The sequence below is a fragment of the Pseudoalteromonas sp. L1 genome, assembly GCF_021728095.1.
Classification (GTDB): Bacteria; Pseudomonadota; Gammaproteobacteria; order Enterobacterales; family Alteromonadaceae; genus Pseudoalteromonas.
Map to the genome: position 1 here is coordinate 230,884 of NZ_JAKKCT010000005.1, position 21,934 is coordinate 252,817.

Genomic DNA, 21,934 nt, shown 5'->3' on the forward strand with positions numbered 1-21,934 from the left:
CTAATTTAACTAACAACCATGCGTAAAAGTCGCGCCAATCATTCTATTTATGAGAATGCTCATTTTGCTGCTTAGTTAACCTATCAGCTACAGTTGCTCCGCGCTCGCCAACTTCTTTTACTGGCCCTACAGTACTATCAATCAGTGTTTGTTGCTCTGTACTGGCATTAATCGCCGCCCCAAAAATAATGATATAAGCACTGATATAAAGCCACATCAGCATGATCACTACACCACCTAACGAGCCATACGTCTCGTTGTAGCTTGCAAATTGTGAGACATAATATGAAAAGCCAATGGATGCGACGATCCACAGTAACGTGGCAAGTATTGAGCCTGGGGTGATCCAACGCCATTTTGCAGGAGTGCGATGAGGTGCGTACCGATATAAAAATGCTAAAGCGCAGTTAAAAATAATGGCTAATAGTGGCCAAGTAATAAGCTTAATCATTAAATCAATAAGCTCTGTTAGACCAACTAAGTTTAGTACTATGGGTAAAATACCAATGATCAACAACGCCACCAGCGCAACAACAATCGCGCCCAGTGAAAATAGAAAACGTACCAGTAACGCCACAAAGAACTGTCGTTTGTTATATTGATGATAGGTAATGTTACAAGCGGTAATGAGTGCTTGGCAGCCTTTACTACTACTCCAAACAGTCAATAACAAAGTACCTATCGCACTCATACTTAATACTTTTTGCGACTGCTGTGTCACCTCACTGACTTGCATCAGAATAATATCGCGACTACTGGTTGGTAAGATGGCAATCACTTTATCAAGTTGATCATGAATGTCGGTTGGTGAAGCAAAATAAGCATAAACAGACACTATCGCAGCCAAAGCGGGAAAAATAGCCAATAGCGCATAAAATGCAACACCAGCCGCCACAAAAGATAAATTATCTTGTGATAAATTATGGTAAACCCGCTTGCTAATATCCCACCAACCTCGCATTGGAATTTCCACCGGCGAGTGAGCCTGAAAACCGCGATTGTCTTTAGTCATATGTGACCTAAAAAATTGCTTCGATAACTGCATAAAGGTGCAAACAACTTGCCAGTCGTAATGGCGCCTAATTTGCATTGAACTAAGCTTATAAGAGTAAAGCAATTATCCATGGAGCGGTGCAATGAGCTATTATTTAATTATTAAAAATCAATTAGCTAACTTGCTGGTATCGAACACATCTGTAGTACCAAAGGCGGTCAACGATAGTTTATCTTGGCAAGATTTAAACTCACAAGTTACGCAGTTTTTACACACTGCATGGCAAATGTTACCTGCTCTGACACTCGGTATTATAGCGATTATTATCTGCTACTTATTAGCTCGCCCTTTATCGTATTTATTAATAAAACCACTTGGTTTTGTAAGTGAAAGCAAGCTATTACATGTGGTAACACGGCGTTTTTTTAGCATCATTATCATCTTATTTGGTGTGTACTTATTTTTGCGTCTTGCAGGGCTCACCAGTTTTGCCGTGGCGATTATGAGTGGAACTGGCTTAGTCGGACTTATTTTAGGTTTTGCTTTTCGAGATATTGCCGAAAACTTTATCTCAAGTATGCTGCTCAGTGTGCAGCGCCCGTTTCGTATTGATGATGTTATCGAAGTGGATGGTCGCTTAGGGGTAGTTAAAAAGGTTACGGCTCGCGCTACTACTTTGGTTGATTTTGATGGCAATCACATTCAAATTCCCAATGCAACCGTGTATAAAAACGTGATTAAAAACCTCACTGCCAACCCCAAAATGCGAGGCCATTTTACAGTTGGCATTGGTTACGATAATGACATTCGCTATGCCCAACAATTAGCAATGAAGGTGGTTAATCAAAACCCTGCTGTTATTAATGATCCACCAAGTCAGGTCTTAATTGAATCGCTTGGCTCTGCCACTCTCAACTTAACAATATATTTTTGGGTGAACAGCAGCGAACATAGCACTGTCAAAGTCGCCTCACAATTAATGCGAGAATTGGTCAATACCTATTTAGCAGAGCAAATCAGCATGCCTGATGATGCTCGCGAGCGAATTATTTTAAATAGCGAGAACGATACCGAGCAGCTAAACAATAATGTAAGCGCAGAGCCAAAAACAACAAAATCACTCGACGACCACAGCCTTGATGACGTTAGCAGTGATGCCGATGATATTCGCGAACAGGCAGATCAATCTCGCGACCCTGAACAGGGGAGTAATATAATTTAAAGTACTTGAGAACTAAGCTTCATCATTGGGTTTATCTTGCATAGCGCGTTTAAACCCTTTGACTGACGTCCCTAAATCTCCACCTATTCGAGATAGTTTTTTTGTGCCAAATAAAAGCACCACAATTGCGGCAATAATGGCTAATTGCCAAACACTAATTCCTGCCATAACAACCTCTTTTTAAATTAAAAGCGCCCATGACAGGCGCTTGTACAACACTAACATTAGGAATAATAAAATTAGAAACTAGCTCGAACCCCCAAGGCAACTTGAGTACCGAAACGCTCAAGATAACTAACTTGGTCAGTACGCTTGGTGTAACCCCAATAACGCTCATTCGTTAAGTTCGTTGCTTCGGCAAACACAGTGAATTGATCACTGATGTTATAGCTCATGCTGGCATCTAACTGACCATAATCAGAGATCCAATATGGACCACCCCATGCATCAGGATCCGACAAGAATTTGCTGCGCCAGTTATACGCTAAACGCGCTTGGAAACCATATTGTTCATAGTAAACCACGGCGTTATATGAATTTTTCGACATGCCTCTAAATGGTAAGCCTGACTCTTTCAGCTCTGGCTCATCATAGCTACTGTCAACATAGGTGTAATTAAGCTGAAAACCTAAGCCATTGAAAGGTTCTGGTAATAAGTTTTCAAGCGATTGCTGATAAGCAAACTCAGCCCCTTTGATAGTTGCACCGTACTTACTCTTACCAGGGTAAGATGCAAAGTAACGTACACCTTCAATTTCAACAGGGCTTTCTACGTAATCGATAAATGACTTCAGGTCTTTTACGAACACCCCACCACTTAACGAGCTACTGTCTTCAAAGTACCACTCCAAGGTCATATCGGCTTGATTTGCTTCTTCTGGTGTTAACGATGAATCGCCCATAGAAAGTTGTGGTAAACCTTCGCGATACGTATCGAAGTTTGGCGCAAGCCATGGGCGTAAATAGCCTAACGATGGGCGGCTAATTACTTGTGCCGCAGAAAAACGGTAAATCAAATCATCGGTAATACTAAGCTTAAAGTTCATACTTGGTAAAATGTTGCTATAGTCTCCTTTAAATGATTGCTCAACGGTTTCGCGCCAACCATTTTCAAGTGGTTTACCATCCACTTGTAACTCAATTAACGAAAGGTCATACACTGACCCTTTAGAGCTCACTTCTGTTTGCGAACCACGAATACCGACGTTTAACATATACGGCATTTTTGCAAGGGCGCTTTCGAGCGTCACTTGCGCATACGCGGTAAGAACTTCTTCGGTTACCTCATAAGTGCCCGATGAATTAAGTGATGCAACAATGCTCTTATCGGTCGCTTCAGCATTAATTGAACGATAATAAGCAAGTAACTTATCGTAATCGAAACTTGGCCATGGCTCAGGCGTAATGCTACTTTCACCTTCTAAGAAGTTATCGAAGTTCGCCTCAACAAACACATCGCTTGGGATTTCAAAGAGGTTAAAGTCACCAACATTCACCACGGTGCTGTCATCAAATTCATAACCATCACGCTCTAAATATTGACCACCATTACTAAATTGGCTGGCATTTTTTGATGCATATTCAAGTTGACTCTTAGTTTGTTCAAGGTAAGTTAAACCAAAATCAACACGGGTAACTAAATCACTTTCCGGCACAAACGTACCGGTAAATTTAAAGTCATTAACCGTGTCTTCAACCCCTGTACCTGTGTTACGGCTATAGTGAGCACCGTAAGATTGATCCGCAGTTAAGCCTGGCGATAAGGTCACATCTGGTAGCATATTACCTGTGGTGTAATCAATCCCAATTGAGTCAATAAAACCACGCGCAACAATAAAGCGGTTATCACCCCCGTTTTCATTTTTCGCTTTTGAATGTGCAACATCCACAGCCAAGGTTAGACCATCCATTGGATACCATTTGGTATTAAGGGCAAACTGATAAGTATCGGTTTTACGAGGGTTGGTTAAGTTAAGTAGCTCCACCATTGTGTTACCGGTTTGCGTCATTGATACTACACGGCCTGTGTCATCAAATTCTGCATCAGTAAACACTGGCGTGCCTGGCGTCCAGCTTTCATCATAGTTAACAAAACCAATTTGATAGCGATGACCGTCAGTATTGTAACGTGAATAAAGAGCATCAAAGTTAATATCTAGGGTATCTGTTGGACGCCATTGCATTGCTAACGTCGCACCGACGCGTTCACGCACATCCTGCGCGTTCGCAAAATACATGTAGCTCGGGATTTTTGAGGCAAATATTTCACTTTGCCCATCAATTTCTCCGTTACCGTTCATGTCGACTGGCACACCTGCGCTGTCTGCTCCCCAACCTTCTTCTTCGTCAAAAAAGCCGCTTGCTGAGTATGTGTCTGCACGTAAGGTTTTCTTAGAATACGCACCCGAGAAAAGCACACCAAAGGTATCATCATTAAAGTTGTCACCGATGATGAATGAAGCATGTGGATGTACATCGCCTGTTCGCGATTCATAAATCCCCTTTGCTGAAGCGCTCAAGGTAAAGCCATCTTGGTCTAGTGGTTTACGCGTTTCGATATCAACAACAGCACCAATGCCCCCTTCAATTAAGCGTGCTTCTGGTGACTTATACACTTGAAGTGCTCCGACTAATTCTGAGGCAATTGTATCAAAGTTAAAGTCGCGGCCTGAGTTTTCAGACGCCAGCTTACGACCATTCAACGTGGTAATGTTGTAGCCGCCACCTAAACCACGCACTAAAATATTTTGCCCTTCACCGCCATTACGGGTAATGGTGATGCCCGGAATACGCTGCAATGCTTCGGCTAAATTTTCATCTGGGAACTTACCGATGTCATCAGCGACAACGACGTCAACGACTGTCGTTGCTTCTTTCTTTCGAAAGTTTGATTCTTTAATACTGCTACGGATCCCTGTAACTTCAATAACCTCAACATCCTCTTCGGCCTTACTATCGTCTTCTTGTTGTTGAGCCGTCGCAGCAAAACTGACTGATGAGGCCAGAATCGAGCTTATCAACACGCTCAAATATGTTTTTCTAGTTGTTGTTGCCATGATGATTTCCTGTTTTTAATGTTCAGTTTTTTTCACCATTAAAATGGTAATGAGTAAGGCCTTATATTTAATCTATAACAAAATGAAACAATCTAGCAACAATAAATTACCTTGTGAAACTTTCGATAGTTACGAAATGAGTTTTATATATGAATAAAATGGCTTCAAATGCCTTTAAATATGGGAATTTAATTTCGAAAGTTACGATAATGATTTTTTTTAAAGATTTTCTTTCGGTGGGCTGGCACGATCTATTTTGGATAATAAAAAAGGCGGCAAAAGCCACCTTTCATCAATCCTATTTAACTAGAGAGTTAAACAGTAATCACTTCGATACCTAAGCTCGTTAATGATTCAACGAACTCTGCTGGCATATTTTTATCGGTGACCAGCACATCGATTGATTTAAGCGGCAATACATTATACAAAGCACGCTTACCAAATTTACTTGAATCTGTGACTGCAATGACTTTATCTGCGCGGGTGCACATGGTGCGATTCAACATTGCCTCGGGCTCATAATGGGTGGTGATCCCCGCTTCTGAGTCGATACCATCAACCCCTAAAATAACCTTTTTAAAGTTATATTTGCTAAGTGCTTGCTCGACTTCATTTGAGTAGAAAGACATTGATTTCTTTCGCAATTGCCCACCCAGCATAAACACATTTGCATCTTCAATATCAGCCAGTACATGGGCAATATTAAGGCCGTTTGTCATCACTGTGAGGCCCTGCTTATTGGTTAATGCTTTGGCAACTTCTTCTGTGGTGGTGCCAGAATCAATAATTAATGAATCGCCATCATCAACCAAACTTGCCACAGCTTTCGCTAATAACACTTTCACAGCGTAGTTTTCGTTATGCTTATCTTTTACCGAAAGCTCTTTAGCCAATTTATCGCAGGCAATTGCCCCACCACGTGAACGGACAACTAAGCCTCGTTTACCGAGCTCGTTAAGATCATGGCGAATGCTAACCTCCGAAATATCAAAGGTTTTAGCAAGATCTTTAACATTTACTTTGCCATTTTCCTCGGTCATCAGGACGATTTTTTGTCTTCTTTCTATTGTGGTTAGCATAGCTGGCCTGTTGTTTTAATAGCTGCTTTCAAATTTGTAGTTCAATATTACACAATTTACAGTTTCAAAGCCAAATTTAGTTTCGAAATAAAATAAAACTTTCAAAACTTACGAATTTTGTTTTATGATTATTTCACAACAATCTTCTTTGGTGACAAAAATGACAACACAAAGCTCACTGTTAGAGCAAACAGAACACACCAATCGCACGCAATTACTGCCTATGATGATCATAGGCGGGTTGTTTTTCTTATTTGGTTTTATAACTTGGCTTAACGGCTCCTTGATCCCATTTTTACAAATGGTCTGCGATCTCAACCATATTGAAGCTTATATGGTGACACTGGTGTTTTATATCGCCTATACCTTGATGGCACTGCCAAGCGCTAAGATTTTGCAAATATTCAGTTATAAACATGGAATGTCGTTTGGTTTAGGCACCATGGCATTTGGTGCACTGTTGTTTATTCCTGCGGCACAAATTCAAGCGTATTGGTTATTTTTGGTTGCCTTATTTACGTTAGGTAGCGGCCTCACCTTATTACAAACCGCTGCGAATCCTTACATCGTGCTAATAGGCTCTAAAGACACGGCAGCCGTGCGCATTAGCATTATGGGTATTCTCAATAAGAGTGCTGGTGTGGTTGCTCCATTGCTCTTCTCAGCGATTGTATTTAGCGACATTGCCAGCTTTAGCCCAGAGGCTTTGGACCAATTAAACAGTATTCAAAAACAATTGCAGTTACAAGAACTGGCTAATCGTTTAATTACTCCTTACTTTATAATGGCAATCGCATTAGCGATATTAGCGGCATTAATTATGCTGGCCCCGCTACCTGATATTGAGCAACCAAAAACCAGCAATAACAGCGAGAGTAAATCAGTCCTGCAATTTCCACACTTAGTTTTAGGCGTAATAGCTCTATTCTTTTACATAGGTGCAGAAGTCATTGCTGGCGACACTATTGGCCTTTACGGCAAAGAACAAGGGGTATTGCAGTTCGCAGAACTCACCTCTTACACCATGGGCTTTATGGTGCTAGGTTATGTTTTAGGTATCGTATTAATTCCTCGCTTTTTTAGTCAGCAACAGGCGCTGATATTTTCCGCCTTAAGTGGTTGTGTGTTTTCACTTGGTATCATTTTGATTGATCCGCAACAAACTGCGATTTCGAATTTAGTGCTCTTTTGGCTTGCTGATAACAGTTTTCCTGATACCGTGTTATTTGTTGCGTTACTTGGCTTATCGAATGCGTTGGTATGGCCGACCATTTGGCCTATGGCCCTTGCAAATCTTGGCGATAAAACTCAAACCGGTGCGGCATTACTGATTATGGGGATTTCTGGTGGCGCTCTATTGCCTTTGGTATACGGTATATTTGCAGAATATACAGGCAATGCACAACAAGCTTACACTCTGTTGATCCCTTGCTATGCGTTTATTCTTTATTACGCACTGATTGGTCACAAACTAACAAGTTGGCGTAAGTAACGACATGGGCAGGCTTAGTTGTTTTACTATTTAACTAGCCTGCAATTTTTCTGATGTGAAATAGCCCAGTAGCAAAAATTCACGCACGGTAAAAATACACTTATAAATTAAGTACTCGTCACGCTTATCAGGGCTCACTTCTGAAAGCGGTAAGGCTTGCTGCGCTATTATGCGCTGTTGCTTCTGCAAAGAGATAGTAAATAAACCTGTGAGTTTGTCTGCTAATTGCGACGATGAAAGAGCACCTTCTGCAATCAGCTCAGCGCCTTTTAAGCATGCCGTACGCTCAGTAATACTAAGTGTATTTGCTAGCATTAAATCTGTGAAAGCGACTAAATTAAAGTACAGCTGCTCATTTGGCTCTAGCTCTAAAATAACCGCCTGCATTTGCGTGACCACATCCCGATGCGCCGCTGTTTTAAGCACCTCAAAATGATTGCCATCCACTTTATCAAATAGCTGAGTCGCAGCCACTGGCGTAATAGCCGCACCGAATAATGCTGCTAAATATTTAATGGCATTTCGCCTTTGTAGATCAGCCATTGAATACCCCATTTTGATAATGTCGTGCAGCATGATCGGCGGCTCTTGCAGTAAATGCCATATAGGTTAACGAAGGGTTCTGATAACCCGACGAGCACATAAACGAGCCGTCAGTGACATAGACGTTACGCACACTATGAATTTGGTTGTAACGATTAAGCACTGAGGTTGTAGCATCATGTCCCATGCGCGCAGTTCCCATTTCGTGGATAGCTTGCCCCGGCGCTGAGCCTTTATCGTACGCTTGCACATTTTGATAACCAGCTTTGCTGAGCATCTCGACGGCTTGCTCTTTCATATCTTCGCGCATGCGCTGCTCGTTTTCAGCAAATTGGCAATCAAAATTAACTAAAGGTAATCCCCATTGATCTTTTAATACCGGATCTAAGCTCATTTTATTACGATGATAAGGCAGGCATTCACCAAAGCCAATTAATGCAACTTGCCAAGGCCCAGGTTTGGCAAGCTCTTCTCGAAAAGCCTTACCAAAGCTAAGTTCTTTAAAGCCCCGTCGCCAATCTTTGCGTGTTGCGTATCCTTGATAGCCATAGCCGCGAATAAAGCTATGCTGCTCGCTATCATCAAGGTTTCGAAAACGCGGGATATGAAAACCAACGGGTCTGTCGCCATCATTAAAGTCATCAGCAAAACCTTTTGGTTCACCCGTTGCGCCAACCCTAAAATGGTGATCCATGAGGTTATGACCAAGCTCTCCACTATCGTTCCCTAAGCCATTAGGAAAACGTGCAGAGGTTGAATTTAATAACAAGGCTGTTGTTGCCACCGTTGATGCGCAGCAAAAGATGATGTTCGCTTGCGCGATACGCTCTTTTTTAGATTCAGCATCAATTACTTTCACACCTGTGGCTTGCCCGCTTTCTGGATTGTAAATAATCTCTTTAGCAATGGAGTGAGTCTGAATAGTGAGTCGCCCAGTACGCATCGCTGCAGGTAAGGTCGAGGCTAAACTACTAAAATAACTACCGGTTGGACAACCTCGCATACAGCGGTTGCGTTTGCTGCATGGAGCACGACCTTGCTCAGGCTTGGCCTTAGTTAAATGCGCTACTCGCCCGATGGTGAGGTGCCGATTAGTGTAGTGAGTTAATAAACTTTGTTTAAGCTGCTGCTCTACAGCATTAAGCGCAAAAGGAGGTAAGTAAGGTCCATCTGGTAGCTGAGGTAAGTTCAGCGCTTCGCCAATAACCCCGATGTAGGCTTCAACTTTATCGTACCAAGGCGCAATATCTTGATAGCGAACAGGCCAATCAACGCCATGACCATCTTGTTTGTTGGCTGCAAAATCTATATTACTGAGGCGCAAGCATTGCCGCCCCCAAGTTAATGAGCGCCCACCAAGATGATACCCTCTGATCCAATCAAAACGCTGAGATTCTTGATAAGGGTGCTGCAAATCATTCACAAACCAGTGTTTTATTGATTGCTTGGTGGCATAGCCAGTGCGTGCTTGTTTAGCTTGATTCTGTTTTTCTAGTAAGCTGGGCCTGTCGCGAAATGGCAGTTGCCAATCATCTTTAAAGGCAGTGATATAGTCAGTACCGTGCACAACCTGCCTACCACGTTCCAGTAGCAGTACATTGAGCCCTTTTTCGGTCAGTTCTTTAGCAGCCCAGCCGCCAGTAATGCCACTGCCAATAACAATGGCATCGAATACTTTTGCCTGCATTCTCACTTAACTTTTAAAAGATTTGCTTACCCGCACAGATCGTTGCTTGCACAGAAAAGTCTTTATCGAGCAGGGCAAAATTAGCTTGTTTACCTACCGCAATACTGCCTATTTGCTCCGCTTTATTTAAAAACTCAGCGGGTACTAAACTGGCCATGTTAGTTGCTTCAACTAGGCTTGCGTCGGTTAGGTTATAAAAACGCTCAACGCCAACTTCCATGGTTAATGTACTGCCCGCTAAAGAACCGCTCTCAGTTCGTGCAACGCCTTGCTCAACCACAATAGGAAGCTCACCTAAACGGTAGCGACCATCTTGTAAACCTCCAGCGCTCACGCAGTCTGTGATCAGAGCAATTTTATCTGCCCCTTTTAAACGGTAAACCATATTCATGATGCTCGGGTGCAAATGAATACCATCAGGAATAAGCTCAACCATGGCATCCTTGTCCATCAACAGTGCGCCCGTACAACCAGGGTCACGATGATGAATACCGCGCATACCATTAAAAATATGCACTCCACCGCAAGCACCATGGGCAAGAGCTTGTGTTGTTTGCTCAAAATTAGCATCTGTATGACCCAGCATCACACGCACACCTTTATCGGTGATATAGCGGATCATGTCGGGGGATTTAAGTAGTTCTGGCGCCAACGCAAATGAGCTTAAGCAACCTTCACATGCGGCATAAATTTCATCAAATCGCTGTTTAGTAAGCTCTAAAAAAAATGACTCGTTATGCGCGCCTTTATGCGCTTCTGCAAAGAATAAACCTTCGTTATAAGCCCCTAGCAACTGCGCCCCAGCCAAGCCTTTTTGATAGGCTCTCGCCATATTTTTATAAGCTTGAATTGAGACATCCCAGTCTGCAGTCACCGTTGTGCCAACAAAACCCGTTACGCCGTGCTTTGCTAAAGAACGAGAAATAGTCTCTAGTGATTCTGGGGTGCCGTCCATAATATCGCAGCCTTCACGGCCATGAATATGTAAATCGATAAAGCCCGGAAATAAACTGTGCTCACCTAAATCTATTACCTCGATCTCGGGCGCTATTTGCGTGGTAATGGCAGTAATTTTACCTTGCTCGACCAAGACCACATGATCGAGTAAAACCGCATCAGCAGTCACCACTTTTGCGGCTTTTAAGTAATAGCGATTAAGATGCGTTGGAATTAGCATGAACACTTCCTATTATTGCAGCGCCTCTTACGCCGCTAGAATCACCAAATTTTGCGCGCTTCACGTCGGGCACGGCAAAACCTGAAAATAAATGAGTTTGAATTGCGTCAGGGAGCTTTTCTACAATTGCATCAATGAGCGACAAACCGCCCCCAAGTACGATAACTTCTGGGTGTAAACTTTTACTAATAGCAGCAAAGGTTTCGCCAAGAATATCTAAGTAACAAGCGAGCACCTTTAAGGCTTGCTCATCCGAGCGCTTGATATCGTTTGCCCATTCAATCGCAGATTTAGGAGATTGCGTAATATGTTGATACAAGGTTTGTACACCAGGCCCCGCAATATAACTTTCGACACAGCCATTTAAACCACAGCCACATTTTAAAACCGGCAGCTGGTATTTTTGCTGCAAATACGCAGACAGCGGTAAATGACCGTACTCCCCCGACATACCCAAGCCTTGGTTAAACAAGGTTCCATCAATGCACATACCACCCGCCGCACCAGTGCCAACAATAGCACCAAATACGCGGCTGTAACCTTCACCAGCTCCGCCATTAGCTTCTGATAAGGCGAAACATCGGGTGTCATTTAATATCGCAACAGGGCGTTTTAATAATGCTTGAAGATCGTTGGCAATCAATTTGCCTGTGGCACACGGCACATTAGCCGACAGCACTTTACCTTCATCATTAACGATACCTGGCATACCGATGCCCACCGCACCTTGGCAACCTGTCAGCTCATCGGCTTTAATTACCTGCTGATAAATTGCGTGCAAAAATTGCTGATAGTCATCCGTTGGCGTAGTAATACGCCAACTTTGCTGTTGCTCTAAATTATCATTAAAAATGGCGGTCTCTATTTTTGTACCACCAATATCGAGTCCGTAAACAGCCATACTTTACCCAACACTACTTAGCGAGAAGTTAATGGGTAAATAGTTACCCCTTTTACAACACGGTTAACTTCGCCCGTCGGACAAGGATTATCAGGTGTTAAACCGAGTGACATTGATTTATAAAATGCAAAAATCTGACAATAGACAATATAATACAAGCCTTGCCAAACATCATCTAGCTCGACCAGTTCAGTATTTAACGCCAGTTTTTTAACCGCTAAACATTGTTGGTCATTTAATAGTTCATTATGTAAATCAGCATCATACAAACTACTATAAAAATCACTTGAGGCCATTAACAACACTGCGGTTTTATCATTAATGATTGTTTTAGGACCATGACGAAAGCCAAGCGGGGTTTCAAAGTAACTAATTAAATCCCCATTGGTCAGCTCTAAGCACTTTAAAGCCGCTTCTTTAGCATAGCCAAGTAACGAGCCAGCCCCTAAAAACACCAAACGTTCAATGTCAGTTTGCGCGAATTGCTTAATGTCATCAAGTTGGGTTTCGAGCAGCAGATCTGTTTGCCTTGCAACTTCTGCGAGCTGATTAGCATCAGGGGTAAAAATACATAAGGTTGAAAGTAACATCGAAGTGAAGCTACTGGTCATTGCAAAGCTTTCATCCAGAGTTTCTTTTGGCATTAGTACACTAAAGCTGTTTCTTTTAGCTGCCGCCCTTTTCGCTAATTCACCATTTTCATTACAGGTAATAACCAAGTGAAAGCATTTTTCAACAACTTGCTCTACGATATCGACCGCAGCAACACTTTCAGGACTGTTACCTGAACGCGCATAAGAAATAAGTAAAGTGGGTGTGCTCTTTTGTAAAAACCCATGTGGGTTAGACACAATGTCCGTGGTGCTAACTGCACGCACATTTAAATCAGTTTTAGCTGTTAAGTGTGGTGCTAATGCTTCACCCACATAGGCTGATGTGCCAGCCCCTGTTAATACGATTTGTAATTCTTTTAATGCCAAAATTGGCACTAAAAAGTCATTAATTTCAGCGCGATCATTATTAACCAGTTTTGCCGTATTACGCCATGAACTTGGCTGTTGTGAAATTTCTTTTGCTGTCCAATAAGCGCTTTGCTGCTTAAGCTCTGTTTCGTTTAATGATAGATACTGCGTCATAATTAATTCTCTCTCAACACCACTTATTGATTACAAGCACGCGAATAGGTATTCGTGACTTCCATTATTTTATTAAGTACTAACTCACGCGGTGATGAGTTAATTTTGCCATTGTTCAATGCCTTGTATTGCGCTGGCATAAATTGGCTAAGCAAAGTCTGTGGAATAGTTTGCCCTTCTAAGTTGGCAAATAAAGTTTCTACTGTTTGTTTTATTTCATCTTCAGGCCAGTAGTAACGAATACGGTCGCTATAACTATAAGCTCTAAACAGCTTAGCTTCAGCACCTTGTGTTGGGTAAAACTTATTCCAGTAATGTGGCTTTTCTAGCATGATGCGCTCACATACATCACGTAAATTTGAACGCTTAGCCGCTTCGACTAATTGATCTTCAATATAAGATAACGCAAACAACCCTTCGCGTAGTGCATAGGTTAGCTGTGGACCCACTTTTAATATGGCAAAGTGATCTTGCACCAACTCGTGATAGCAATGATCTGGCTGATAGTCGGTAGAGTGAGCTTCATAAACAAGATTATCGACAGTGGTGATAAACTCTTTCAGTTTTTGCGCTTCATTACGTTGGTAATCAAAAACTTGATGGTTATCAAACTCCACTCCCGGCTGCACAACAACAGCAATAACGCGTGACCACACATCGCTTATGTTTAAGTTAGCAAATGCAGCCTGATGTAATTCGATTGTTTGCTGCACTCCCTCAACATGCGATACCTCAATAATTTCATGCTCTTGTGTTGCGCCACCCGGAGGAGGGACCTCAGTGCCCACTACATACAGAATATCGTTATCTTTTGCTGATGACTCAACGGCTTGGCACATCAACGCGGCACGCTTGGCAATTTCGGCATCAGCTAAACGCTCTCCATCGTCAGCGCATGGCATACTGGCATCTAAATGAATTTTCTTAAAACCCGCACTTGCATAGGCTTTTACTAGTTCAACAGCTTTAACCATCGCAACGTCTGCAGGCTCATTTACCCAACACACTGGGCCTAAATGATCACCACCTAAAATAATGCGCTGGGTATCTAACCCTACTTTTTCCGCTATTGCATGAACAAACTCAACGAAGTCATGGGGCTTCATTCCTGTGTAACCACCAAACTGATTAACTTGATTCGCTGTAGCTTCAATTAAAATTTCGGTGTCATCATTTAGAGCTTGCAACATTGCTGCTTCGATAACGAGCGGGTGTGCACAACACACAGAATAAATGCCCTGCGCTTGCCCTACTCGATTGTTATTTATAATCGTTTTTAATGCATTCATGGTTTCCTCCAAGCAGCTTACGCCTATGGTTAGATACGTGATTTGAAATTACACTAGCACAGCGCGAAACACTCCGCAATAAAACGAAAGGCAATGAAAGATAAAAGATAAGTTAAAAACACACTAATAACGGTATTTTATAAGAATAAAAATGATAAACCCCAAAACTACGAAAGAATTTGAAAGCATTTAATTGTAATTGACTTTGAGTTGCGATATAACAGAAACAACTGAAACACACTATTAAAATAATCTCAGTGATTTAGGTATCGTTATGACAATAGATAGACGTAGTTTTTTAAAATCTGCCGCAGCCATTACCGCCGCGACAGTCGTGACTGGCTGTGCGAAAAGCCAACAAGGTGATAATCAAAGCACACCACTTGCCGCACAAGGTAAAAGCGTTATGGGCTTAGCTGTGCCAGCAATGGATGTGGTACGTGTTGGCTTTATTGGGGTTGGTCAACGTGGTAGCGGCCATGTAAAACACCTTTGCCATATTGAGGGTGTTGAAATTAAAGCTATTTGCGATACAGATCAGCTAATGCTTGATAAGTCTGTTAACTATGTTGTTGAAAAAGGCTTACCTAAACCAACTGCTTATACGGGTTCTGATAAAGCCTATTTAGACATGCTTGCTCGCGATGACATCGACATTGTGATCATTTCAACGCCTTGGAAATGGCACACACCAATGAGTGTCGAGACCATGGAAAGTGGTAAACATGCCTTTGTTGAAGTACCCGCAGCAACCACGATGGAAGAGTGTTGGCAACTAGTAAATACCGCAGAGCGCACGCAAAAGAACTGCATGATGATGGAAAACGTTAACTACGGTCGTGACGAGTTAATGGTTTTAAACATGGTTCGTAAAGGCGTATTTGGTGAGTTACTACACGGTGAAGCCGCTTATATTCATGACCTGCGTTGGCAAATGAAAGAAATTGACCGCAGTACTGGCTCGTGGCGTACTTATTGGCATACAAAAGTAAACGGTAACTTATACCCAACCCATGGTTTAGGCCCTGTATCTCAGTATATGAATATCAACCGAGGGGATCGCTTTGACTTTGTTACATCAGTCAGTTCACCAGCACTTGGACGCGCCGCCTATGCAGAGCGTGAATTCCCTGCAGGCCACGAACGTCGTTCACTTAAATTTACTGCTGGCGACATGAACACCAGCATCATTAAAACAGTGAAAGGTCGTAGCATCATGGTTCAGCACGACACCACAAGCCCACGTCCGTACAGCCGCCATAACCTAATTCAAGGTACTAATGGCACATTTGCCGGTTTCCCCAATCGTATTGCCCTTGAAGATGTGCCACCAGCGATTGCAAAAATTTATCAACAGCAATATGAAGCTGAGCTCGCAGCGTGGGAAAAAGCGGGTTCGCAAGGTCGTAAGCCACATTTACAAAACTTCCATAGCTGGGATCAAGATATGGAAAAATGGCGTGCTGAATTTGATCATCCACTGTGGAAACGCATGGGTGAAGAAGCGGTTCGTAACGGCGGCCACGGCGGTATGGACTTCATTATGCTTTGGCGCATGATCTACTGCTTACGCAATAATGAGCCACTCGATCAAGATGTATACGATGCCGCAGCATGGTCATCAATCTTCCCGCAAAGTATGGCATCGGTAGCAGATAGAAGTAACAGCAAAACAATTCCAGACTTTACCCGTGGCGCTTGGCAAACAGGCAAGCCTTTGGGGATTGTGTCTTAATACACCTTTCCTAAAATATAAAGCCCGCAGCGTATGCTGCGAGCTTTCTTAACCAAGATAATTATTCGTTAATTTGCGACGCAATATCAGCATAGTTTGCTTGAAACTCAGCTTGGCGAGTTTGCGCTGCATCAAATGCATTGAAAGTGACTTGTTGCCATCCACCTGAGTTTGGTTTTGCTTTATTTGCTTGATCTATCAGCACATTTTCTTGACGTGTTTTAAAACTTGCTGAACCAAAATCGCTGTCCTCAAGTGTTTCACGGTAAGCTCTATTTGCCCAATAGCGATCCCAACTGTCGCTATAAAATGTATCAGTACCACGGTAATGACTAATAATCACTGGCGTATAGAACACCCCCCAGTTACCTAAGAATTCGACTATGTCTTTGTCTTGCTGATTTGCATAGCGAAATGCATGAGTACCAATACCATCTTTATGGTAAACAACCATAGGATGACCGTTTTGCTGGAGCACTTCATTAAACGCTCGCGTATCATAATTACCATGGGCACTGGTGCTTACGTGACTAATATACTCATTACCACTTTCTTTCACAGTCCAAACGATCACCGTTTCAACGTCATGACGATGTCCACCCGCAAATGACCAGTGAACTGATTGATCCTTTTCAAAATAGAGCTCATAAAAGTGTGCACAATACTGGTCTTGGTTATCTGTTTGATGGCATAACTGACGATGCACAGTGTTAGCAAATAACTCCCACCCTGTATCTCGACATCCTCCCCAAGGCGTTTTCCATGCCGCATCTTCGCCTTTGTTTTGCGCCAAATTATTATTTCTATCAAAAGGTGTGGCTGGATAACAGCCGTCCGAGTCAAAATCAAATACCGGTGCAAAATTACGTACTGCTGCTTGATTATACCAAGTCACAGCTTCATCTAAACGAGGCAATTCTTGTCCAAAAGCAGTATTCGTTATTAAAAGGCTTGCCGTTGTTAATGCCATTAATTTATCCATATTATGTTCCTTATTCTCTGTTGATGAGTGACACTTGAGTGCCACTATTTAGACGAAACATTTCCCATTTAGTGGACAAGAAATCCAATGAAAGTTTTCTTACAGAGTTAATGAAAGGCTAAGTACAAAACGGCGACCAAATTGCTCAACCTTCATAAGAGATGAAGCATCGTTTGTTTGCACCTCTCGAACAAGATTTTTGTCTGTGGCATTAAAAATATCAAAACGCAATGCTACCGCATCAGAGAAAAACCAGCTGTAGCTGAGATCAACACTGGTAAAATCATCAATATATACATCAGCATTATTCGATAAGTCTCGTTGCTCTAAAAACTCGCTTCGATAATTAACATTAACAGCACTTTGCCATCTCTTAGCATTAATCACGAAACGCAGATTTGCTGTTAGTTCAGAGACCCCTTCAATCTCAGGGTTGTAAATTTGCTTAGCCGTTAATTTAGCGTCCAGCAACTGACTTACACTCGTTATCATACGACTTTGTAAAAAAGAGTTTGATAGCACAGGCAGACTCAAATCAGCACTTAATTGCAGCCCATTTATTGTTGCTTGCCCATCATTGGTTGCCTGTAAAGCTGGGTACTGTTGCTGTTGATAAGTAACGGTTTTGATTTGTTCAACGATAAAATTATCGAGTTGATGATTAAATGCCATGAGTTGCATGTTATTCTCTTTAGCTAACCAATTAAGCGAAAAACTTGTGGTGTTAGCAACGACAGGCTCTAAAGTTGGGTTTCCTAATTCGGCATAAGGTAGCCCACCTGAATTAACATGAAGCTTTGGGTTTAATTCTGAATAATTAGGCCGATTCAATGAACGGCTATAACCTAATCGACCAAGCCAATGCTCAGACAATTGCCATCTAACATTGAATGAAGGTAACCACATAGAGAATTTAACTTGCTCATAAAGCTCTTCTAATTGGTTATTCTCATTAAGCTGATACCCTAATGTTTCACTTCTTGTATCACTATACCTAAGTCCAAAAGCAGCCGTTAAGCCTTCTAGATCTGATATCTGCCATAGACTATGGATATAGCTTTCATAGGCAGTAAATTTAGTTTCATAACTATTTAAATAATCATTAGCTTGTCGCTCAGCAAATGGCAATTCAATATCATAAAGCTGCAAAAGATCACGTTTTGGGATCAACCAAGCTTGCATTGGCTGAGATAGAAAATCAGCTTTAAATGGCTTATTCAAAGGCTCCAACCAACGGCCATCAAGATCAGGTAAAGCAGCTAATTGTGCCTTAGATAAATTAATATCTTGGCGTAGGTATTGATGAGACTGTGCTGACTTTACGGCGCCAAACTGTACACTCGACAACCCCCAACTAGATGAAACTTGCCACGTGCTATCCACTCCCCATTCTGTTACTTCATCATTCACCTCTATCATGCGGCGACTTAACTGCGATAACTGCGAGTAACTATCAACAAGTGATAAATTTGCAGCAAACTCATATTCGGTCAGTTCATGTCCCAAAATAGAGACATTCGCTGGTACAGGCTTTAAATCCACATGAGTTCGCGTAATGGGTGCTTTGGTTGCACTAAGTGATTCACTATGGCTATAAAACGGGCTTATTCGCCAACTTATTTCATCCTCTGAATACCATGTGGGCATAACTTGTAATGTCTGATTGTGGTAATAAAGCCCCGACTCTTCTCGTGAGGATTTACTTTGTGCAGCATCAAACTGCACATTTTGAACACTATTGTTTTTTTCATCTAAAGTAGCTTTAGCCTGTTTACTTAACGGGTTAATCGACAAGCGATGTTCATCGTAAGTAAAATCTGTATCTGAACGAAGCCATAGCATATCTAACTCAAACTGCGGGTGTGGTTGCCATGCTATATTTGCATAATAACTCGTTCGTGTTCTATCTTCATTTTCGATGGTCAGTGCTAGCGTGTCAGTGGGTACTAAGCTATTACTCTCTACCCCCTGCCAATAATAAGCTGCGGGGGCTCCCTCATTATTCCCCCAGTGCCACGTTTCAAATTGAAATTGCCTTTGTAATCGGTTCTCGTAATTAAATTTAACAACAGCAGCTAACTCCTCATCAGCTGAAATAGTATTCGCTGTTAAGCCAAAGCTTGGTTGGAAATTACGCTCTCCCGCAAGTGCAGCACTGGTCAAGGTTGCTTTAAAATGATCATTATCAAATGAGAACGGATCATCACTCATTAAGTTAACTGTTGCTCCTGCCGCTCCGCTGGGTAATCTCGCATCGGCCAGTTTATACACTGCAATATTGGAAAATAGCTCAGCACTGAAAGTATCAAAACGATATTGCTGACCATATTGATTAGAGTTACGAACGTTTTCGGTATTCGCTAACCGGTGACCATTCAATAACGTTGATTGATACTCTGGTCCAAGTCCCATTGCATTGATATTAAGTGCTTCGCCGCGATCTCGGGAAATACTCATACCTGGAATTGCTTGCAGTGCTTCGGCTAAATTTTCTGCGGGTAATAGCGACAGCATTGCGCCATTAGCAAAATCAGCTTCACCTATGTAATTTTGCTTTTGCTGTTGCGCATAGTCTGCACTTTGTTGGTAGTTTAGGTCATAAAGACGCGTATAGGCTTGGTTATGTTTATCGCCAGTCACTGTTACTTCTTCCATTACAAACTGTGACTGGGTTTTACTTTGTATTTGAGCTGGCTTTGAAACCACAATTCCCGATGGGGTTTGTTGCCAAATAAAGCCATTATTTAATAATAGTGTATCTAAGAGAGTCTCAATGCTGTTAGCTTCAGGAACTTCAGCTGACGGCAAAACCACGTCACTCACTAACTTATCTGGGTAAATGATTGCAACTTGGTACTGCTCAGCCAGTGCATTAAGTGCTGTTTTTAGGGTGCTTTGTGCAGCATATAGCTGCTTGGCATACACACCAAACAGCATCAAAGCAAAGCAGAAAATACGCCCCATTAACTTGCATCCTCATTACTAGAGGAAAACATTGTGTCTATTTTCGATGAAAGGTTTATGACAAAATCATGTCAGTTTTCAGCCTTTTTACTTAACTCAATACTATCAGGATACTGCTTGACATCGAGTGTATTTAGCTGAGCAATTAGCTTTGCAGACCCAAGTATATCGTTAACCGCAAAACGCCCACTCACTTGTATGTCAGTCGGTACACTCTTTAATACTATCGGTTTGTCGCTATAACGATTTAACTGAAATAAAGCATCATTGATAGACACGTTATCTAAGTCCAACCAGCCTTGCTGCCAATCAGGTTGTAAAGCATTAAATTGCGATACTTGTATTACAGAATCGCTCACTCGGGCACGCTGCCCTTTCACTAATTCAACGTGCTGCGTTCCATCTAAACTGGTTACTGAAACTTTGCCATGAAAAACCTCGACTAAGGTTTCACGCAATGTTTTATCGACATTAAAAGCCGTACCAAGCACTTCAATCGTGGCATTGCCTGCATCTATAGTGAATGGGCGCGATTCATCACGGTGCACAGAAAAGTATGCTTCGCCTTTACTTAAGATTGCTTTTCGAGTTCGCCTATTTTCAGTAAATTCAAGTTGAGCATGTACATTCATTGCAACCTGTGTGCCGTCAGACAAGCTGACTTGCTGTGCTTTATCACTACTAAATTGCTGCACAGCTACAAGATTAGAGGCTGGTATCGAGCGCTGTTCATTTAGTGGCATTAAAGTCCACATGAAAATAGCAAAGCACGCTGCTACAGCACCGCTGCCCCAAGAGTATTGCATTAAACGACGCCGCTTTTTAGCTTGCTCAAGTTGTCCATTCTGTTGCGTATCCACCAGCTCAAGTGCGGCTAATAATGCAGGGTCATTCCAAATCGCTTTTTCTAATGCATTATCCGATTCGTAATCATGTTGGTGTGAAGAGTTCATCGTTATCTCAATTACTCGTAATACTAATGTGACGGATTAATCGCCCTAACGGGGACACTCATGCACTAAAAAATACCCAGTCATAGCGTTTTTTAGCATATCCATTGCCCGCGAAATATGTTTCTTAACCGCTTCTTCGGAGATCCCCAAACTGCTTGCAATCTCAGAACGAGTTTGACCTTTAATCCGACGCCGAATAAACACGTCTCTACGCAGTGCTGGCATTTGTGACAAAATGCGCTGATATAGTGCAATACGCTGCTCATACTCAAGCGCGGACTCAAGCGATAGCGCCTCACAATGCGGCTCATGCTCTAAGCTTTCTGGTATTCTCTTTTGCTCACGATGATGATCAATAACCAAGTGCTGGGCCATTCGATAACCATATGCCAGTGGATTATCTATCGGATCTAAATGCTCAGAGTTAAGTGCTTTTAGCAGTAACTTTTGAAATAAATCGTCCGCATCCGCACGCTCTGCTACGGCCTTGCAAAAAAAACCTTTAAGCGCGTCTTGATTGGCTATAAAGCACTGCAATAAGGTTCTGCTATGCGCTGTAACTGTATTATTCAAACCGTTAGTCATTGAAGGTAAAGACATAATTTAGTGGTGAAGGCTAGCTTATTTATCTAGGTATGACGCAAATGCTAGCCTAAAGGGGACAACAGTTTGATGATCATTTGGTTACAGTTTTAAGTAATTATCGACTTAAAAATGTCACGAA

17 protein-coding genes are annotated in these 21,934 nt (G+C 42.1%); 3 read left to right on the plus strand and 14 right to left on the minus strand.

Features of this window, described 5'->3' with window-relative positions:
- Positions 1-43 precede the first annotated feature (43 nt).
- A complete protein-coding gene (locus L3V38_RS16165; protein ID WP_130149387.1) occupies positions 44-1,012 on the minus strand; it encodes a YihY/virulence factor BrkB family protein in 969 nt (322 codons plus the stop codon).
- Positions 1,013-1,136: 124 nt separating this feature from the next.
- Here L3V38_RS16165 and L3V38_RS16170 point away from each other — a divergent pair, with 124 nt between their 5' ends.
- On the plus strand, positions 1,137-2,216 hold the full coding sequence (locus tag L3V38_RS16170) for a mechanosensitive ion channel family protein (RefSeq protein WP_237120021.1): 1,080 nt from the start codon (positions 1,137-1,139) through the stop codon (positions 2,214-2,216).
- A gap of 12 nt (positions 2,217-2,228) precedes the next feature.
- On the opposite strand, the gene tatA is transcribed toward L3V38_RS16170, so the two are convergent.
- The 3 genes from tatA to agaR form a co-directional block, all read right to left on the minus strand.
- Positions 2,229-2,384, minus strand: a complete 156-nt coding sequence (tatA, locus tag L3V38_RS16175; RefSeq protein ID WP_082401550.1) for a twin-arginine translocase TatA/TatE family subunit — start codon at positions 2,382-2,384, stop codon at positions 2,229-2,231.
- 71 nt (positions 2,385-2,455) lie between these two features.
- Positions 2,456-5,272: a TonB-dependent receptor gene (locus tag L3V38_RS16180; RefSeq protein WP_237120022.1), complete on the minus strand. Its 2,817-nt coding sequence runs from the start codon at positions 5,270-5,272 to the stop codon at positions 2,456-2,458.
- Between the two features lie 314 nt (positions 5,273-5,586).
- On the minus strand, positions 5,587-6,351 hold the full coding sequence (gene agaR / locus L3V38_RS16185; protein WP_054561067.1) for a transcriptional repressor AgaR: 765 nt from the start codon (positions 6,349-6,351) through the stop codon (positions 5,587-5,589).
- Between the two features lie 160 nt (positions 6,352-6,511).
- Between agaR and L3V38_RS16190 the strand changes: the two genes are divergently transcribed.
- On the plus strand, positions 6,512-7,843 hold the full coding sequence (locus L3V38_RS16190; protein ID WP_237120023.1) for a sugar MFS transporter: 1,332 nt from the start codon (positions 6,512-6,514) through the stop codon (positions 7,841-7,843).
- Positions 7,844-7,873: 30 nt separating this feature from the next.
- Here L3V38_RS16190 and L3V38_RS16195 read toward each other — a convergent pair whose 3' ends face one another.
- The 6 genes from L3V38_RS16195 to L3V38_RS16220 are packed head-to-tail and all read right to left on the minus strand — an operon-like array spanning position 7,874 to position 14,576.
- Positions 7,874-8,386 carry a hypothetical protein gene (locus tag L3V38_RS16195; RefSeq protein WP_237120024.1) on the minus strand — a complete coding sequence of 171 codons (513 nt, stop codon included), beginning with the start codon at positions 8,384-8,386 and terminating at the stop codon, positions 7,874-7,876.
- Positions 8,379-10,073 carry a GMC family oxidoreductase gene (locus L3V38_RS16200; protein WP_237120025.1) on the minus strand — a complete coding sequence of 565 codons (1,695 nt, stop codon included), beginning with the start codon at positions 10,071-10,073 and terminating at the stop codon, positions 8,379-8,381. Before L3V38_RS16200 ends, L3V38_RS16195 begins: the two co-directional genes overlap by 8 nt.
- Before the next feature lie 13 nt (positions 10,074-10,086).
- Positions 10,087-11,250 carry an N-acetylglucosamine-6-phosphate deacetylase gene (gene nagA, locus L3V38_RS16205; RefSeq protein WP_237120026.1) on the minus strand — a complete coding sequence of 388 codons (1,164 nt, stop codon included), beginning with the start codon at positions 11,248-11,250 and terminating at the stop codon, positions 10,087-10,089.
- The gene (locus tag L3V38_RS16210; RefSeq protein ID WP_237120027.1) at positions 11,228-12,151 is read right to left on the minus strand and encodes an ROK family protein; all 924 of its coding nucleotides are present in this window, start codon (positions 12,149-12,151) and stop codon (positions 11,228-11,230) included. The genes nagA and L3V38_RS16210 overlap by 23 nt, the downstream gene beginning before the upstream one ends.
- Positions 12,152-12,168: 17 nt before the next feature.
- Positions 12,169-13,287 (minus strand): SIS domain-containing protein, encoded by a 1,119-nt coding sequence (locus L3V38_RS16215; protein ID WP_130149379.1) that lies wholly within the window; start codon positions 13,285-13,287, stop codon positions 12,169-12,171.
- Between the two features lie 23 nt (positions 13,288-13,310).
- Positions 13,311-14,576 (minus strand): D-tagatose-bisphosphate aldolase, class II, non-catalytic subunit, encoded by a 1,266-nt coding sequence (locus L3V38_RS16220; RefSeq protein ID WP_237120028.1) that lies wholly within the window; start codon positions 14,574-14,576, stop codon positions 13,311-13,313.
- Positions 14,577-14,850: 274 nt separating this feature from the next.
- Here L3V38_RS16220 and L3V38_RS16225 point away from each other — a divergent pair, with 274 nt between their 5' ends.
- Complete coding sequence (locus tag L3V38_RS16225) at positions 14,851-16,311, plus strand: Gfo/Idh/MocA family oxidoreductase (protein ID WP_237120029.1); 1,461 nt, start codon at positions 14,851-14,853, stop codon at positions 16,309-16,311.
- Between the two features lie 61 nt (positions 16,312-16,372).
- Here the strand turns inward: L3V38_RS16225 and L3V38_RS16230 are convergent, their stop codons facing one another.
- The 4 genes from L3V38_RS16230 to L3V38_RS16245 all read right to left on the minus strand — a co-directional run bounded on the left by L3V38_RS16230 (position 16,373) and on the right by L3V38_RS16245 (position 21,783).
- Complete coding sequence (locus tag L3V38_RS16230) at positions 16,373-17,293, minus strand: NPP1 family protein (RefSeq protein WP_237120030.1); 921 nt, start codon at positions 17,291-17,293, stop codon at positions 16,373-16,375.
- A 99-nt stretch (positions 17,294-17,392) separates the two neighbouring features.
- Positions 17,393-20,257 carry a TonB-dependent receptor gene (locus L3V38_RS16235; protein ID WP_237120031.1) on the minus strand — a complete coding sequence of 955 codons (2,865 nt, stop codon included), beginning with the start codon at positions 20,255-20,257 and terminating at the stop codon, positions 17,393-17,395.
- Between the two features lie 71 nt (positions 20,258-20,328).
- Entirely contained in the window at positions 20,329-21,210 is an 882-nt protein-coding gene (locus tag L3V38_RS16240) for a FecR domain-containing protein (RefSeq protein ID WP_237120032.1), read from the minus strand.
- 45 nt (positions 21,211-21,255) lie between these two features.
- Positions 21,256-21,783 carry a sigma-70 family RNA polymerase sigma factor gene (locus L3V38_RS16245; RefSeq protein ID WP_237120033.1) on the minus strand — a complete coding sequence of 176 codons (528 nt, stop codon included), beginning with the start codon at positions 21,781-21,783 and terminating at the stop codon, positions 21,256-21,258.
- Between the last annotated feature and the right edge of the window lie 151 nt (positions 21,784-21,934).